General features: G+C 45.8%; 16 protein-coding genes. 6 read left to right on the top strand and 10 right to left on the bottom strand.

Annotated features, from left to right (window positions below; genetic code table 11):
- Window positions 1-884 precede the first annotated feature (884 nt).
- A complete protein-coding gene (locus tag FKN88_RS15280) occupies window positions 885-1,271 on the bottom strand; it encodes a hypothetical protein (RefSeq protein WP_040903595.1) in 387 nt (128 codons plus the stop codon).
- A gap of 388 nt (window positions 1,272-1,659) precedes the next feature.
- On the opposite strand from FKN88_RS15280, the gene FKN88_RS15275 reads away from it, so the two are divergent.
- Entirely contained in the window at window positions 1,660-1,995 is a 336-nt protein-coding gene (locus FKN88_RS15275) for a DUF2500 domain-containing protein (RefSeq protein ID WP_154169828.1), read from the top strand.
- On the opposite strand, the gene FKN88_RS15270 is transcribed toward FKN88_RS15275, so the two are convergent.
- Window positions 1,992-3,005 (bottom strand): acyltransferase, encoded by a 1,014-nt coding sequence (locus tag FKN88_RS15270; RefSeq protein WP_154169826.1) that lies wholly within the window; start codon window positions 3,003-3,005, stop codon window positions 1,992-1,994. The two genes, FKN88_RS15275 and FKN88_RS15270, sit on opposite strands and share 4 nt — an antisense overlap.
- A 324-nt stretch (window positions 3,006-3,329) precedes the next feature.
- Between FKN88_RS15270 and FKN88_RS15265 the strand changes: the two genes are divergently transcribed.
- The 3 genes from FKN88_RS15265 (at window position 3,330) to FKN88_RS15255 (ending at window position 6,043) form a co-directional block, all read left to right on the top strand.
- On the top strand, window positions 3,330-3,800 hold the full coding sequence (locus FKN88_RS15265; protein ID WP_154169824.1) for a Dps family protein: 471 nt from the start codon (window positions 3,330-3,332) through the stop codon (window positions 3,798-3,800).
- A 302-nt stretch (window positions 3,801-4,102) separates the two neighbouring features.
- Window positions 4,103-5,077 carry an alpha/beta fold hydrolase gene (locus tag FKN88_RS15260; RefSeq protein ID WP_306687635.1) on the top strand — a complete coding sequence of 325 codons (975 nt, stop codon included), beginning with the start codon at window positions 4,103-4,105 and terminating at the stop codon, window positions 5,075-5,077.
- A gap of 126 nt (window positions 5,078-5,203) precedes the next feature.
- Complete coding sequence (locus tag FKN88_RS15255) at window positions 5,204-6,043, top strand: Cof-type HAD-IIB family hydrolase (protein ID WP_004393928.1); 840 nt, start codon at window positions 5,204-5,206, stop codon at window positions 6,041-6,043.
- A gap of 105 nt (window positions 6,044-6,148) precedes the next feature.
- On the opposite strand, the gene FKN88_RS15250 is transcribed toward FKN88_RS15255, so the two are convergent.
- The gene (locus FKN88_RS15250) at window positions 6,149-6,613 is read right to left on the bottom strand and encodes an EVE domain-containing protein (RefSeq protein WP_040903590.1); all 465 of its coding nucleotides are present in this window, start codon (window positions 6,611-6,613) and stop codon (window positions 6,149-6,151) included.
- 47 nt (window positions 6,614-6,660) lie between these two features.
- On the opposite strand from FKN88_RS15250, the gene FKN88_RS15245 reads away from it, so the two are divergent.
- Together FKN88_RS15245 and FKN88_RS15240 are read left to right on the top strand one after the other, a co-directional pair.
- The gene (locus FKN88_RS15245; RefSeq protein ID WP_154169822.1) at window positions 6,661-8,205 is read left to right on the top strand and encodes a COG3650 family protein; all 1,545 of its coding nucleotides are present in this window, start codon (window positions 6,661-6,663) and stop codon (window positions 8,203-8,205) included.
- Entirely contained in the window at window positions 8,199-8,804 is a 606-nt protein-coding gene (locus FKN88_RS15240; protein ID WP_306687641.1) for a tRNA-uridine aminocarboxypropyltransferase, read from the top strand. Before FKN88_RS15245 ends, FKN88_RS15240 begins: the two co-directional genes overlap by 7 nt.
- Here FKN88_RS15240 and FKN88_RS15235 read toward each other — a convergent pair.
- The 7 genes from FKN88_RS15235 to FKN88_RS15205 form a co-directional block, all read right to left on the bottom strand.
- Window positions 8,781-11,279, bottom strand: coding sequence for an EAL domain-containing protein (locus FKN88_RS15235; RefSeq protein WP_154169818.1), 2,499 nt, complete (start codon window positions 11,277-11,279; stop codon window positions 8,781-8,783). The genes FKN88_RS15240 and FKN88_RS15235 overlap by 24 nt on opposite strands.
- An 85-nt stretch (window positions 11,280-11,364) precedes the next feature.
- Entirely contained in the window at window positions 11,365-12,084 is a 720-nt protein-coding gene (yigB, locus tag FKN88_RS15230) for a 5-amino-6-(5-phospho-D-ribitylamino)uracil phosphatase YigB (protein ID WP_154169816.1), read from the bottom strand.
- Between the two features lie 3 nt (window positions 12,085-12,087).
- Window positions 12,088-13,017, bottom strand: a complete 930-nt coding sequence (gene xerC, locus FKN88_RS15225; RefSeq protein WP_004393922.1) for a tyrosine recombinase XerC — start codon at window positions 13,015-13,017, stop codon at window positions 12,088-12,090.
- Window positions 13,010-13,693, bottom strand: a complete 684-nt coding sequence (locus FKN88_RS15220; protein ID WP_004393921.1) for a DUF484 family protein — start codon at window positions 13,691-13,693, stop codon at window positions 13,010-13,012. Before FKN88_RS15220 ends, xerC begins: the two co-directional genes overlap by 8 nt.
- Window positions 13,694-13,707: 14 nt before the next feature.
- A complete protein-coding gene (dapF, locus tag FKN88_RS15215; protein ID WP_154169812.1) occupies window positions 13,708-14,538 on the bottom strand; it encodes a diaminopimelate epimerase in 831 nt (276 codons plus the stop codon).
- 11 nt (window positions 14,539-14,549) lie between these two features.
- Entirely contained in the window at window positions 14,550-15,803 is a 1,254-nt protein-coding gene (gene lysA, locus FKN88_RS15210; protein WP_154169810.1) for a diaminopimelate decarboxylase, read from the bottom strand.
- Window positions 15,804-15,833: 30 nt separating this feature from the next.
- Complete coding sequence (locus tag FKN88_RS15205; protein ID WP_083797725.1) at window positions 15,834-16,046, bottom strand: lipoprotein; 213 nt, start codon at window positions 16,044-16,046, stop codon at window positions 15,834-15,836.
- Between the last annotated feature and the right edge of the window lie 168 nt (window positions 16,047-16,214).

The raw sequence follows: 16,214 nt of genomic DNA, 5'->3' as shown, positions 1-16,214 counted from the left end.
CTATTCTTTGACTGAATTATCCTCGACACACAACCAATAAACCATAAAAAACATCGTTTTAAAGCAAAAACAAACACCAAAAACCCATAAAAAATCAAAGTTAAAAAATAAAAAAATAAAAAATAAAAAATAAAAATCATACACTTAAAAAAACAAAATCAATAAAAAATCCACCTTAAATTAAAAACAAATAAAAGATACAAAAACAACAATAAAAAACAAACAACGACTCATCCAACCAGAATCAAATGATAACTTATATCATTAAGCTATTAGTGTATTCTTAAAAAAACAGCAATTAACTGAAAAATGACAAAACTCGCCAAGTAGTCTCCAAAACCAGAATAAACACATCATATAAACATTAAAGCAACATTATAAATAACTATAAATTCAATAACTTAAATTGAAAATGGATAATTAAGCGCCAATGAGAACAAGAGGTAACCAGCTCATAAACTCCTCTTCATCAAGCCGTAATCGGATAAACCATCACACTTTAAAGCCAACTTTTAAGGCTTTCAGCAAGATCCCCTTGATCAAGTCAATAAAGCAAGCTATTCTGATTACATAGATGAAACAGACAACAGAGGAGCAGTGTTATGATTTCTTCATCTCAAAAACAGGGATTGGTAATGATCGCGGTCATCGTAGGCTTAATGACACTGCCACTACTTTACTAACCCTTTGTTAAAAAAAGAAAACAATAAAAAACACATATAAAAAAGGACACTAGGTGTCCTTTTTTATATGTGTTTTTTATTGGCATCAGTAACAGATAAACCGAACGATGGCGCTAGCCTTGCTTAACTTATCGATACGGTTTAATTTTATTAATCGATAGCATAAGTCTCTAATCTAAAGCGCAAGATTCAGTCTCTGTGCTAGCTCTTGGGTAAAAAGTGGGGGAAAAACTTAGATAACTCATCCCAATGCAGATAATAAAACGTTACCGCCGCCATCGTCATTAATAACATCAGCATCACAGCAACACGCCAAATAAAGCGCCCACTACGTGGAGCGAGTTCTTTTTCACACTGAAGGCACGCAAGTAAAAACGCTTTCCTATCCGGCAAATGAAAATGATCTTCATGAACAATTTTATTGCGAATCGTAGCGATGTATCTCAACTTTTCAATAATGTCATGCGGTAAACGCTCCTCGCAGCTAGAAATCAACTGATGCAAACCTTTACCTTGAGCATGATAATGCTGACGCAATAAGGTCTCTAATCTTCTCGTTCGTAATACGACTTGTTCTATCTCGGACATGTCTGCCTCCTTGCTTATACCTTTGCTACTTGAAGCTGCAACGGTGTTGGCTACGGTCGTTCACCCCAATCATAGAGTCTGTCTATGCTCATGGGGACTCACTTGCCGCCTACCTGCAACTCCAAGTGGTTTAGGTATACACTACCACGATCCTATTGTTACCGATCGTAAAACGTGGCACGACTGAATTGTCGCGCCAGAAAAAATCTCACCGCCAAAATGTGAACTCAACCGAAAAATCTTGTTGCTTAATGCTGAGTTAATCACGCAATTTCGCTTCACTCCCCCTAAAGTCAACCACTTCGGTAAACTCAGTCTTCACTCTTTGTCTTTGGCTACTATCGAGCCCCGTCATGAGTTTAGCTCAGCGGCTTTTCCGGAGAATATAATGTCACCTTCTCTGTTACTTATCGTAACTATACTGGCCCTATTATTGATTGGCTTATGGTTATTTAGTCGTTTTTTTCGTCAACATGTTCAAGGTGAAAATGCCCCTGAACGTACCGCCTTCGTCACCGTTTTAGACAAACAAATCGTGGTCATAGATAACCCACTTCCCGAACAAGAGGAACAAGAATATTGGATTTATGTCCAAAAAGGGACATTGGGCCCGAAACGAGAATTTCAAATTGGCCCGCATTACTACCACGCTTTAAATCCTGGCGATCAAGGCATACTGACCTACCAAGGACGAAAATTTCTCCACTTTGCTTTGAAAACTTAAGGCAGTAACCAACGAGTGGCTGTCGACCTTGATAAAGCATAACTGGTGAGTAATGCCCCCGCGCCACTCAATAATACCCAAAGTGGGATGACCCATAAGGGATGGCCGTCATACCATGCGTAAGTTTTCATTGGCCATAGGAAAATCGGATGCAATAAATAAATGCCCAAACTGTGCTGGCTGATGATCACTACCCAACGCTGCACTGCACTTGGTAATCTTTCAGCTAATGAGCGACACAACACAAAGACCATGATCGCCGCAGCAACGACATTAAGCGTTTTATACGATAACCAACGCCCAACCGTATACCGCCCGTGCATGAGACTCAATTCCAGTACCGCTTGGACCGTCATATACAGTGCAAACGAGCCCAGAATGACAACTAATAATAGGCTAAAAGACGATAGCCGCAGCTTTTGGTACAGCAGGTAACCTAGAGGCAAATAACCACTATAGAGCCAAATCTCATGACTCCATGGCCCGTCAATACCAAATAAGTACAAGCCTGTTGTAATTAACCATATCGTCACCAAACTGTACCAAAAGCCATCATCGACTCGATTAACTAACCAATGTAAACAAGGAATAAGTAAATACAGCGGGATAAAATAGTAAAAGAAACCTAAATGGTAATAGGTCTCTTGATGAGGGCTATCAATCAACGTTTGTTTTACTACGTTGAGGTCAAATCCGCGAATACTCCAGCCGCTTAAGTAAGCGTAAAACAGCGACCAAATCACAAAGGGAACCACCACTTTGCCTAATCTTCGCTGAAGGTAATAGCGTAACTCAAATGGCCTAGGGTCGCTCAGCATCAAGGCGCCAGAAATCATAATAAAAATCGGCACAGCCCAGCGACTAAGGCCATTAATCGTCACCGCGCTGATCCATTGTGGATCAGCAATGGTCCCCATCATCGACCGATAAGGCGCTAAGACATGAATCGCAATCACTGCAACGGCAGCAACACAACGCAATAAATCAAAAAAAATCACTCGCTTAGTCATAACGTGCTCTAGAGGTGGTGAATAAGCAACAATCCCGCTCCCCCTAGAGCATAGACTGATGGACTTAGGGTTACCCAAAATAGAAAAATAACTATAACGGATGGATTTAAAAGAGAGGTAAAAATAAAGCTAATCGTCTGTCAATGGTGAGTTCATCAATCAAAGCGCAACCCAGTTCCATCGGTTTAACCTATTAAAACAATACCCACAACCCATTTTCTTAACACCTCATCGGGCGATAACATAGCTTCAACGTTTGCAAAACAGCAAAATCTTGTCATCGATTACCATCGATCGTTATAAAAATATTAATGAGGTGAGTGTATGAAAACCAATCTTATCGGCCTAGACAGTCATCAAAGCCAGCAACTCGCTGCATCCTTAAACCAGTTATTGGCTAATTACCAAGTGCTGTACATGAACACTCGTGGTTACCATTGGAATATCAAAGGCAAAGCTTTTTTTGAATTGCACAGTAAATTTGAAGAGATTTACACCGATCTACAAGCCAAAATTGATGAGTTAGCCGAACGCATCTTAACGCTCGGCGCTCAGCCCTTACACAGTTTTAGCGCCTATTTACATGCCACAGAAATTGCAGAACACACTAACGCCACCGATGGTCAAACGACCATGCAAGGGCTGGTGAACGGCTTTGGTGCATTAATTACTCAGCAACGCGCGATCCTCGCATTTGCCGCTGAAGTCGGCGATGAAGGCACCAGCGCGCAAATGGGTGACTACATTCGCGAGCAAGAAAAACTGGTCTGGATGCTTAACGCTTGGCTGCAATAAACCGAAGTCGCCGCTTAAACAGATCACGATTACTGAATCATTAAACCATCCATAAATAATCACCACCCTTTTGACCGGCGCGTATTCCCTCCCCAAAGACAAGGATGAATAAGCGCACGGTCTTTTTTATTGGCGGATCCAATCCATCAACAAAGTGAATGGGTGCACTACTAATATTGTCATGCCTTTATACAAACGATTTGGCGTTGCAGGTAGGCATTGCAATTCTGGTTGACTGGCTTATGCTAGCCAAGTCGGTCCTTTGCAGACGGCACCTCATCATCCATAGATTAGATAAGCTCATGCCAAACTCTTATACTCAAGAAGCCCAGTTTCAATACGCGATGCAGCACGATATCGCACCATGTTGGCAATCTCGTCAGCAAGGTTATCACCTGACGCTTGATAATAAACGGCTCTATTGGTGCTCGCTTACCGCTGCGCAGCATAATAAAGTGATTATCATTGTTAATGGCCGTATTGAGTCTGCGTGTAAGTATCAAGAACTCTTCTATGACTTATTTCACCAAGGGTATGATATTTACTCTTTTGATCATCGAGGCCAAGGACTGTCAGAGCGACTGATTGCTGACCCACAAATGGGCTATGTCGAGCAGTTTGATGATTATGTACGGGATATGGATGAACTTATCACTAGGTTTCCACTGCAAAACTACACGCAACGCTATCTGTTGGCTCACTCAATGGGCGGCGCCATTACCACACGCTACCTAGAAAGTTATCCAAACCACCCTTTTGATGCGGTTGTACTTAGCGCCCCCATGCTGGGGATCAATATGCCTTGGCAGTTGCGGCCAATCGCCTTCACTCTGACCAAGCTGCTCAGTGCTACCTATGCGACTCCCCATTACGCTCCCGGCTATGGCGCTTATCTGCCAAAACCTTTTGCCACTAACCAACTTACCCACAGCGCTGTTCGCTACCAATGGTTTCGTGAGCTGTATGAACAACAGCCACAACTAAAATTGGGGGGACCAAGTGCACATTGGGTTTGGCAAAGCCTACTGGCGATGAAACGTTGCTTTACAGAGATGAAAAGTATTCGTCTCCCCTTGTTATTGCTGCAAGCAGGACAAGATACGATTGTCAGTAATCACGCTCAAACTCGCTTCATGACGCAATTAGCACGCACCAACCCTCAAGCCAAGATCGAGATTATTGATGGCGCAAGGCATGAGTTACTGTTTGAAAGCGATCATTACCGCACTCCCGTGTTAGATAAAATCCTGGCTTTTTTTGCACAGCATTCCCAATAATGACCACGCATTGCCAATAGAGGAAAAGAACCCGTTCTAGGTTTACCCTCTTTTGGACAATCATTTTCACTTACACTAGTCTGCCACAGTTATGCCTTGGCATTTTAGCAGTACAACGAGGGTTTTATGACCACTGAACAAACAACACCGGTACGTATTGTCGCTTCCGATCTCGATGGCACCTTGTTAGCGCCTAACCATCAATTAAGTGAAATCACCAAGCAGACGCTGCACGCTCTTCATCAACAAGGTTTTACTTTCGTATTTGCTACCGGACGACATCATATTGATGTTGCTGGCATTCGTGAAATTGCTGGCATCCCTGCCTATATGATCACCTCAAATGGCGCTCGTGTGCATGATCAGCATGACAAAGAACTGTACAGTAAAAATGTACCTGCAGAGTTAGTCCAAGCGATCATCGATCTGGTCAAACACGATGACGATATTTATGTGCATATTTATCGCGATGACGACTGGTTACTCAATCGTGAAGATGAAGTACTGCGCCATTTCCACGAAGACTCCGGCTTTACTTATCAAGTCTTTGACGTCAATGCAGCCCCGAATCAAGGCGTCGCTAAAATCTTCTTCACTAATACCAAACAAGATCATGAGCAGCTCGTCCACTACGAAAACTTAATTAACCAACATTTCGCCGGACAGCTGAGTGTCGCTTTCTCAACCCCTTGGTGTTTAGAAGTGATGGGAGCGGAGGTATCGAAAGGCGAAGCGCTACAAGCGATTGCTCAATCTCTAGGCTTAACACTTGAACACTGTATCGCGTTTGGTGATGGCATGAACGATGTGGAAATGCTTTCAATGGCAGGTAAAGGATTAGTGATGGGAACGGCACATGAAAAAGTATTTCGCGCCTTACCCAATAACACCGTTATCGGTAGTCACGCCGACGACGCCGTCGCTCATTACCTACAGCAGCACTTACTGGGTCATAACCAACAATAGCTGTCAACAAACCACGTGAAGTCAAACAAAAGGGGATAATCACGCCTAACTCTGGTTGTGTTCATCCCCTTTATAACTCGCTCCAAAAGAAAGCAATAAACAATATCAACCCTTCACCCCTTCTTGGGCGATGATCGCTTGCCACTCTGACTCGCTGAGTGGCATCACCGATAGCCGATTCCCCTTTTTCACCAAAGGCAATGCCGCCAGTTCCTGCAGTAGTTTTAGCTCTGACAGTGGGATCAAACGTTGAGTTTTACGTACAAACTCAACATCAACCATCAACCAACGCGGTGACTCTGGGCTCGATTTAGGGTCGAAATACGCGCTGTTGGCATCAAATGCAAAATGATCGACATAAGCTTCCCGCACCACTTGCGCAATGCCCGCCACACCAATATTCTGACAAGATGAATGATAAATCAGCACCTTATCACCTTCTTTGACAGCATCGCGTAGCCAATTTCTTGCCTGATAATTGCGTACCCCTTCCCAAGGCGAAACCTTTTGTGTTCGTAAAGTGTCAATAGAGAAGGTATCCGGTTCAGTTTTAAACAACCAATATGCCATAATGAAGCCCTATATTTTTGTATGTTCTGCCACGAGGAAGAGAGAACATGAAGCAGCTAACCACACTAGCCGCCCTTTTTGCGCTGCTTGCTATCCAAGCGTGTTCATCACCGCCACCTGAGCAATCAGCGGTGGCGCCAAGCTCAGAGCCGATCCCTGCGACTCTCGATAACCCTGCCAGTGTAAAAATGCAAACCTTTATCCTGCGTGGCGAAGTCGTTCTCGGCCCAGATGTCAGCTCATTAACCCCTTGTGATAGCAATAACCAGTATTGGTTAGACTTATCACCGGAACTCAAACAACAAGCGAGAGCAGTGGCTCATCAACCTTATCAAGCTCTCTATGGTGAGGTCATCGGTTATCTGATGCCACCGAGTCAAACGGGATTTAATGGTGATTATACCGCACGCTTTGTCGTCCAGCAGATCAACCAACTGAGCGCAGAAAACCCTCAGCGCTGCCAGCATCCCTCACGTCCGACCCGCGCTTTTGGTACGGAACCGTTTTGGTCCATTCAATTCACGCCTCAAGGGCTAGAATTTCAGCCTTTAGGCGGCGATAAACAGCATTTTATGATTGAGAATAGCCAACTGTCGACTCAGCAACGTCATTATCAGTTTCCAGAAGGCCAGCTCAGTTTAGTGCGTGCCGTTTGCTCCGATAACATGAGTGACACGCTTTACAGTTGGCGATCAACCTTAACTTTATCCGCAACCACTTATCAAGGCTGTGCAACATTGAGCAACGTCGATACCACGCAAACTTGGGCGGGTACCTACTTTGCAAGTGCCAGTGATCAACGCGGCTTTGGCGTCACGCTAGAGCTGAACGCTGATCACAGTGCCATCACACGTTATCGTTATTTGAGTGGCGAACGGGAACTGGTTGAAAAAGGTTATTGGCAACAGCTTAATCCTAAGCAAGTGCAAGTAGTCATGACCCACCATCAACAGCAATACTTATTATCAGAACGGATTTACACCCGTGATGGCTTCCAGTTGCATGCTGATAAAGAAAAAATTGGCCACCAAGTCTATCCGATTAGTGAAGGGGGCCTGACGCTCTTTCAAGCCAAAAGCGTCACTGACGAGCAAGCGACCTTCCATCGACCAACCTTAAATGACCGTCCGCAGTCTATCCCCTCTCGCGGTGATTATGATGAGCAAGTCGACCAAGCGATCAAACGCTATTTTGCTCTGCACAAGACCGCCCCAAGTCATGTCCATTATCGCTGGTTGAAGTACGACTTAAATGGCAACCAAACACCAGAGTTGCTCGTTCAACTGGACTGGTGTCAGCAAGACCAATGCACCTTACTGATTTTCGAGCAAAAAGCCGGTGAGTGGCGTTTTAACAGCCGTATCAATCAGGTCGCCACGCCTTTTCAACTCGGTAAGCTCGCTCATCATGGCTGGCAAGATCTGATGTTACCTCTCAGACGTGATCAGCAAACCCAGCATTATCAATTAGCCTATAATGGCATCAGCTATCCGGTCACCACTCGCGGCGCTCAACCGGCACAAACAACACAGATCAGCGGTGTCACGCTGTTTGCCGATGGATTAGCACCCAAAAGTGGAGTGAAATTATAATGGCTTGCTTAGAATGTGGTCTCAAATGGCAATGTCTTTGCTCTGCGGTTCCATCGCTCACCGGTCCATTAGCCCTCTCGTTACTGATGCATGAAAATGAATATCAACGTGAGACCAATACGGGTCGCTGGCTGGTTAAAGCCTTGCCCGATTGCGCAGACTATCTCTGGCAGCGACGCACGCCGCCCCCTGCCTTGCTCGAACGCCTCAATGATCCAGGCTATTACTCGCTGTTAATTTATCCCAGTGAGCACAGTGAACCTGTCGAGCAGCATCTGCAACATGCACAAGATAACGGGCAAATCCCTCACTTTATTGTCTTAGATGGCACTTGGCAGGAAGCGAAAAAAATGCTGCGCAAAAGCGCATGGTTAAACCTACCACATGCCCATTTAACGACCATGCAAACCTCTCACTACCAGCTAAGGCGTAACCAGCAAACGGGACATTTATGCACCTTAGAGGTAGCCAGTGAATTGCTCAAGCACATCCACCAACCTCAGCAAGCGCAGGCATTGACCGATTTTCTCGACACATTTATGAAAACCCTACAGGCCGACAAAAGTGGCCATCGATTACGCGAGCACTCGCTGACGTAAGCGCACAGGCTGACCTAAGTAAAAACCTTGCAGGTAATCAACGCCCATGTCTTCGCTTATCTGACAGACGGTTTGGTTATGGACAAATTCAGCCACCGTTTTGGCATTCAAAACTTGGCAAAGTTTGATCAATTGCTGAGCAATTTTACGCTGCTTAATATCTTGATCGATATTACAAATTAAGCTGCCATCTAGCTTAATGACTTGCGGCTCTAATTTAATAATCTCGTCAATATTCGAGTAACCACTGCCAAAATCGTCAACAATAATTCGCACGCCTAAACGCTTAAAGTGCTCACATACTTCAATCATCTGGCCATAATCTTTAATCTGTTCATTTTCGAGCACTTCTAACCCCACTCGCGATGGATCAGTCAGCGATTTCACCGCGGCCTCAAGACGCAGTAGCGTGCGTTCACTCATTAAATCTTGCGGAGAAAGGTTAATTGAAAACGCTTCATGGCGATCACGCATGATATCAAAGGTGCTTTTTATCATTTGCCGACTTAAGCGCGTGTAAAGATGACTGCCTTCGATGATCGGCAAAAATCGTCCCGGTAGAATAATCTCCCCGTCGTCTTCAATGCGCACCAAACACTCATAAGAAGCCAGTTGATGAGAATGAGCATGTACGATCGGCTGGCCGTACACCAACACATTATTATCCAAAACCGCCCGGCTCACACAGGATAACCAGCCTAATCGTTTTTGACGTAATTCATCTTGAGCACGTAATCGCGTCGCACTGCAAAAATGCCGATTACGCTGAAAGGCATGTCGACGTGCTTCAATCGCGCGTAGCAATAAATCGTCCGCATCTTCAGCCGGAAATTCTTTACGGCTGACTAATCCCGCGCACAACGAAACAGAAACATAATCCACTTCCGGTAAACCATAAGGTTCAAAATTGACATGCTCAAGCTGCTCAACAAATTGCGAAAACAGACGATGAATCTCTTCTTCATCGCGATCAGCGCTAAACACCGTCGCCCACTCGCCAACACCAATCGCATACAGTGAACTCAGGCCTGGCAGATGTTGAGTCAGGTAATCTTGGAAATGGCCGGTTAAATCAACCAATAACTGATCACCAACTTGATAACCGTATTTTTCATTAATCTGATGGAAGTTGGTCAATTTTAGCGCGAGTAAATGTTCACCATTCACCATCTGTAATAGCCGTTCACGCAGCACCACTCGATTAGGTAAACCAGTACGTCGATCGACTCGATAGCTCGCGGTAAGCAAGGAAGCTTGATCTTGAATCTTCTGGGTCAAATCACGATTCATCTCGTCCAGATCATCTAACGCATTACGAATCAGACTGAATAACGGGGCAATTTCATCGTGTTTGGTGACATAGGCAGGGCTTAACGTAGTCTGAGCTGGCGTGCCTTCACGCAGAGCGAGATAGGTCATACTGTGATGAAGCATGCGTTGTGATTGTCCGTCATGCCACCACTCACCCGCTAAATAGCCACCATGAGTGGCCGCTTGGTTTTGTAAAGGCAGCAGTTCTTGGTTACCAGCAATAAAGTCCAAACGTGAAGTACAACTGTAAATCACGATTTGCTCGGCTTGGAATTCACGTAGTCGCTCAGCACCGATCGAGATTTGTTCCAAGGTTATCGATGGATGATCGAAACAAAACCGCACCTCATCTCCTACCGCTAATGGTGCATTAAAAAGTAAGCTCCCATCTTGTTCGGCAAGCGGCATGTATACGTCTTGTAAAGTGGCCTCACCTTTCATTAGCGGGAAATGGCTCAATCTCTCCAGCGGTACCGATTGACCATTGCCCAAGTAACGATCATACAATTGACGAATCGGTATATCATCGATACGTTGTACCGTACAGCCATTGGCAGCCGTGACCCGAAAGATTCGCCCAACCGGATTCCACTCCGTATAAGCCCCAGTTTGAACGTGTAAGCTCTCGCTATGCAAGGCGACACTCACCATCGCTTGATGATATAACTGTCGCCCGAGCAAAACCCATTGCCCTTGTTTCGTTTCGGTGGCTAACCCCCCTGCGACGATAATCCCCGGAGCAAAGGTATTCAAGGCATGAAAACGCGCCTTATCATCAATGTGAGTTTGACTGACAAAACACACCATTAGCTGAGAGTCGGGCTGTAACATCAAGCCATCAACTAACGCTTGGGTGTCTTTTCTTCCAGAGTGGGAAAGCGCTTGCGCGGAGCAGGTAAGTTGAGTCTTAGCAAAGTGACTGAAGATCAATAACGTACCGTCGTGGTACAACTGACCATCATGAATCATCGGTTCAGCGCTCAAACCAATCACCTTGGCCTCAGGATATAGGGTCAATAATCTATCAACCCATGCTTGAACTTTCTCTATCGATTCACTGGACATTAATTGGATCAATAATTGACCCGCCTTGGCCAAGGCGTGATGTATCGGTAATTCAGGAACCTCAGATTGTGCCGGAAAAAATAACGATGTTGTGAACATACTCTCACTAACTCAGACTGCGAATACAACTTGTATCATTTGTGCAACTACGTTAATGATTAACCATATAGATCACAATGTTTATTCAAGAAATCAATTGATTAAGTTGCTCTAGTCGATGAATTTCAACATCAGGTAAAACCGTTGCACGAGAGTTTTCACGCAAAGTGAGACCTTGATCGTTATACCAGCACGATTGGAAACCATTTTGCTTCGCCCCTTGCACGTCGGTGACCAAGTGATCGCCAACATGCAAAATCATTCCGGCCGGAAGCGCTAACCTCTGACTCGCTTTATCAAAAAGATCCGCATAAGGTTTAGCTCGCCCATCGGGACCGGCCTTCAGTACACTCTGAAAGTAGCCACTTAACCCAATTTGCTCAACATCAACATTACCATTGGTGATCGCAATCAACGGCAGCTTTTCCGCTAGAGAACTCAATACCTGATGTGTCATTGGTGGTACATCAACCAAATTACGTAAGCGTAAGACTTCATGAATCGTTTCTTCTGCGACTTGTTGCGCCAAAGATGCAGAGTAGCCTAACTGCAACAATCCTTGTCTTACCTGCTCAAAACGCCACTGGGTAACATCGTGGCGCAACCAAGGATCTTGCACTGCAATCTGCCGCTTGAGGCTTACCCACCATGCGTTAGGTTGGCTAGCGGTCAATGGATGCTGCTGATGCAACCATTGCGTCACCTGCTGTTCTAAACGCTCAATCACTGGATGGTTATCGTACAAGGTGTCATCCAAATCAAAGCTCATCGCTCGAATCGGTCCTAACTGACGGTAAAACAGCATCAACTACTCCTTGGTTTTCTTTTTGGCTCGTGGATGAGCTTGGTCATACACCTCAGCAAGATGTTGAAAATCAAGGTGAGTATAAATTTGCGTAGTTGAAATGTTCTCATGGCCTAGTAATTCTTGTACGGCACGCAAATTATTACTCGATTCCAACACATGAGTGGCAAACGAATGACGCAGTTTATGAGGACTGATATGACTGGCCACCGACTGCTTGTGCCCCCACTCTGCCATGCGTTTTTGTACGCTGCGATGCGAGATTCGACCACCGAGCTTAGAAATAAATAACGCCACTTCCTCGCCTTTCAATAGCGAATCACGCACCTTCAACCATTTACCCACCCACTCTTTGGCTTGCCCTGAAAACGGTACTTTCCGTTCTTTATCGCCTTTACCAATCACTCGAATCTCGCCGCGGCTAAAGCTGAGATCTTTAAGATTAATCGCCACCAGCTCTGCCAAACGCAAACCAGCGCCATACATTAACTCCATCATCGCTCGATCACGAATCGACAAGGGGTCATTATCGGTCACCTCAAGCAACTGGGCCATCTCATCAACATCCAGGTTTTTCGGCAGTGGCCGCTGTTTGCGTGGCGCAGAAACTCCTTTGGCAGGATTGGCGCTCAACTCACCCCGTAAAATTAAAAAATCAAAGAAGCTACGTAAAGAAGATAAACGCGTCGCTAAGCTGCTGGCTTTCATCCCATCGCGCATCCCTTTACTGGCTAGCTGACGAACCCAAGCCGCATCGACGTGTTGCCATTCACTCACACCGAGATGATGAAGATGACCAGCCATAGCCTGTAGCTGCTGCTGATAATTACGCTGAGTATGTAAACTCAAACCTTTCTCACTGCGCAAATACTCATAAAAGCGCAATAGCGGCTGAGCTAATCCGCTCGGTAATACCGACGTTTCTTCACTCATGGCGATCACATTGCCAAGGTAACACGGTGATCAAGTGGCTCAGCAACAGCGCCAAATGACGTAAAAAAAGCGTATCCATGCAAGGTTGAAAATGGCCACCATCGGGGCTGGAAAAGGCCAGAATCCCTTGTGCGGCATTCTGACCAAGAGGCAATACGACATAAGAGCCCATTTCGGGTGCCGCACACTGATCGCCAAATAATAACCCGCGATCGGCTTGCCGTAATCGACCTAAATAGGCTTGTTTGCCATTAAAATGATTGGTTGAGAAACGCTGCAACGACTCTTGGTTGATGCGGTATTCCGCCAGCGTTGTATCAACTAAGCGCAGATAGGCCATTAGCCCAAGTCGCTGCGCGGTCGCTTCAATCGCTCGACATACGGCAGGTAAACTCGAACACTTTAATAACTGTTCTTGTAAATCCATAAATTCATGGAAAGTGCGATCATTATTGGCGGCAAGAGACATTAAAGCGGTGATCTCTTCTTCTAGTTCCTCAATCCGCTGCCGTTGACGGGCCATTTGAACATGAACCAGAGAAACGGCCCCTGCCTGTGGATGTGGCAGGGACAAGCGTTCCACCAATTGAGACCGGTGCTGGAAAAAATCGGGATGATCGGTTAAATATTCGGCCACGACCTCTGCGGTCAGAGCCTCTACCTGTGGTTGTAACAAAACACATCCTTACTTTAGCAAGAGAGTTGACCATCAAACACGTGAGTTGCCGGTCCTGTCATATACAAAGGCTGTCCTGGGCCTTGCCAACTGATCTCCAAACGACCACCGGGCAAATTAACCGTAACGGTATCATCCAACAAATCTTGTAAGATGCCGACCGCAACGGCGGCACAAGCACCACTACCGCACGCCTGAGTTTCACCAGCACCACGTTCGTAAACCCGCAGATTAATTTGCTGACGATTGACAACCTGCATAAAGCCAGCATTAACACGCTCAGGGAAACGTTCATGCGACTCCAATAAAGGACCGATTCGTTCAACTTCAGCGCTAGCGATATCCTCTACCACGGTCACCACATGAGGATTACCCATACTGACGGCGCCACAAAATAGCGTCTGTTCATCGACGCGCATAATGTACGTTTTTTCCGCTTGCTTAGCGCGAAACGGAATTTTACTCGGTTCGAATTCAGGAATGCCCATGTTCACGCACACCTGATCGTCCTCTTCAATGCTCAGAATGATTTTGCCTTTTTTGGTGCTGACACTCAGGCTGTACTTATTGGTTAAGCCTTTCATGCGCACAAAGCGCGCAAAGCAGCGTGCGCCATTGCCACACTGCTCCACTTCACTGCCATCAGCATTAAAAATCCGATAGTGAAAATCGGTTTCTGGATCATACGGCGCTTCAACCACCAAGAGCTGATCAAAACCGACCCCAGTATGACGATTGGCTAAACGGCGAATCAGCTCCGGAGAAAAGAACACGTTTTGGGTAATACAATCAACGACCATAAAATCATTGCCCAAACCGTGCATTTTAGAAAAATGGAAATGCATAAATGGTCACTTTACTCCGGCAAAATAGTTTCTAACGCCCAAAGACTCGCTAGCGCTTCACGTTGACGAACAAGATGAATCTTATCGCCATCCACCATCACTTCTGCCGCTCGGGTCCGAGTATTGTAGTTGGATGACATCACAAAACCATACGCGCCCGCAGAACGAACTGCCAACAAATCGCCTTGCTCTAGCACCAACGCGCGATCTTTACCTAAGAAGTCGCCCGTTTCACATACCGGGCCAACCAAGTCATAAGTCACGGCTTCACCGGCACGCGGCGCGACCGGCACAATATCCTGCCAAGCTTGATACAACGCTGGACGCATCAAATCGTTCATTGCCGCATCAATAATCGCAAAGTTTTTATGCTCAGTGTGTTTTAAGAACTCAACTCGCGTTAATAACACCCCAGCATTGGCAGCAATGGCACGACCAGGTTCAAAAATCAGCTCTAAATGTGGATGATTGTGCAAGCGAGCCAACAGGGCTTTCGCGTAATCTCCCGGCTGAGGTGGACGCTCATCACGATAGACCACACCCAGACCACCACCGACATCCAGATGCGCGATGGCGATCCCTTCGGCGTGCAATTGGTCAATCAACGCCAGTAGACGATCGGTAGCATCAATGAATGGCTCGAGCGCCGTCAACTGAGATCCGATATGGCAATCAATACCGCGCACATTGATGTGCTCCAGACTGTGGGCCAGACGATACACTTCTGGCGCACGTTCAAAGGCAATGCCAAATTTATTATCGCGCAGGCCTGTCGAAATATAGGGATGAGTATGCGCATCGACATCTGGATTGATCCGCAACGAGACCGGCGCTGTCACGCCAAGCTCACCCGCCACTTGATTTAATAACAGTAGCTCAGGTTCCGACTCAACATTAAAGCACTTAATCTGCAATGTCAGTGCACGTTTCATCTCAGCCGCCGTTTTTCCTACTCCAGAAAAAACCACTTTACTTGGGTTACCTCCCGCAGCCAGTACACGCTCTAATTCGCCACCAGAGACAATGTCAAACCCTGATCCCAAACGAGCTAACGTATTTAACACGCCTAAATTGGAATTGGCTTTCACCGCATAGCAGACTAAATGTGGGTGTGCGCCAACGGATTGATCAAAGGCATGCCAATGGCGCTCAAGCGTGGCTCTTGAATAAACGTATAACGGGGTGCCGAATTGCTCAGCTAACTGCGCGAGAGAGACGTTTTCTGCCCAAAGCTGACCATCTTCCTGATAATTAAAGTAATCCAAAATAATGTCCCTTAATCTAATGTCTTGAATTTACTGATTCTGTTCACTCGGTTGAGCACGATCAGGCGGATATAGCGGACCCGTTTGTCCACACCCTGCTAACGCAAGAGCAGATAACAAAAATAGGGCTGTTATGGTTTTTTTCATTGTGCATATCGTAATTATTGACTCAATGCTCTCTATAATCGCACCACAATCAGGAAAAGCAATAGCATAGACAGGATGAACGACGCTGAATTTTATCCACGGGTTGGCAGTTAATTCGAATACATCAGACAAATAAGGGGGGAATCATCATCGAATATTTCGCGCAACGCAGCCAAGCTGTCGGCTGGCTGGTGGCATATCAAAGCATCATACCTCACCAAAATGAGGTGGTTCGATAGCCGTCGAGAATCAATCACAGGCTGC

The sequence above is a fragment of the Vibrio sp. 2017_1457_13 genome, assembly GCF_030851525.1.
GTDB lineage: Bacteria > Pseudomonadota > Gammaproteobacteria > Enterobacterales > Vibrionaceae > Vibrio > Vibrio metschnikovii.
This window is presented reverse-complemented; position numbering and strand designations above follow the sequence as displayed.

What these genes read in the sequence shown, in the direction of transcription:
- FKN88_RS15255 (WP_004393928.1), top strand. Translation starts at nt 5,204, where the DNA reads ATGACCACTGAACAAACAACACCGGTACGTATTGTCGCTTCCGATCTC.
- yigB (WP_154169816.1), bottom strand. Translation starts at nt 12,084, where the DNA reads ATGCTGTTTTACCGTCAGTTAGGACCGATTCGAGCGATGAGCTTTGAT.
- FKN88_RS15280 (WP_040903595.1), bottom strand. Translation starts at nt 1,271, where the DNA reads ATGTCCGAGATAGAACAAGTCGTATTACGAACGAGAAGATTAGAGACC.
- FKN88_RS15250 (WP_040903590.1), bottom strand. Translation starts at nt 6,613, where the DNA reads ATGGCATATTGGTTGTTTAAAACTGAACCGGATACCTTCTCTATTGAC.
- xerC (WP_004393922.1), bottom strand. Translation starts at nt 13,017, where the DNA reads ATGAGTGAAGAAACGTCGGTATTACCGAGCGGATTAGCTCAGCCGCTA.
- dapF (WP_154169812.1), bottom strand. Translation starts at nt 14,538, where the DNA reads ATGCATTTCCATTTTTCTAAAATGCACGGTTTGGGCAATGATTTTATG.
- FKN88_RS15265 (WP_154169824.1), top strand. Translation starts at nt 3,330, where the DNA reads ATGAAAACCAATCTTATCGGCCTAGACAGTCATCAAAGCCAGCAACTC.
- FKN88_RS15245 (WP_154169822.1), top strand. Translation starts at nt 6,661, where the DNA reads ATGAAGCAGCTAACCACACTAGCCGCCCTTTTTGCGCTGCTTGCTATC.
- FKN88_RS15275 (WP_154169828.1), top strand. Translation starts at nt 1,660, where the DNA reads ATGTCACCTTCTCTGTTACTTATCGTAACTATACTGGCCCTATTATTG.
- FKN88_RS15270 (WP_154169826.1), bottom strand. Translation starts at nt 3,005, where the DNA reads ATGACTAAGCGAGTGATTTTTTTTGATTTATTGCGTTGTGTTGCTGCC.
- FKN88_RS15260 (WP_306687635.1), top strand. Translation starts at nt 4,103, where the DNA reads ATGCCAAACTCTTATACTCAAGAAGCCCAGTTTCAATACGCGATGCAG.
- FKN88_RS15235 (WP_154169818.1), bottom strand. Translation starts at nt 11,279, where the DNA reads ATGTTCACAACATCGTTATTTTTTCCGGCACAATCTGAGGTTCCTGAA.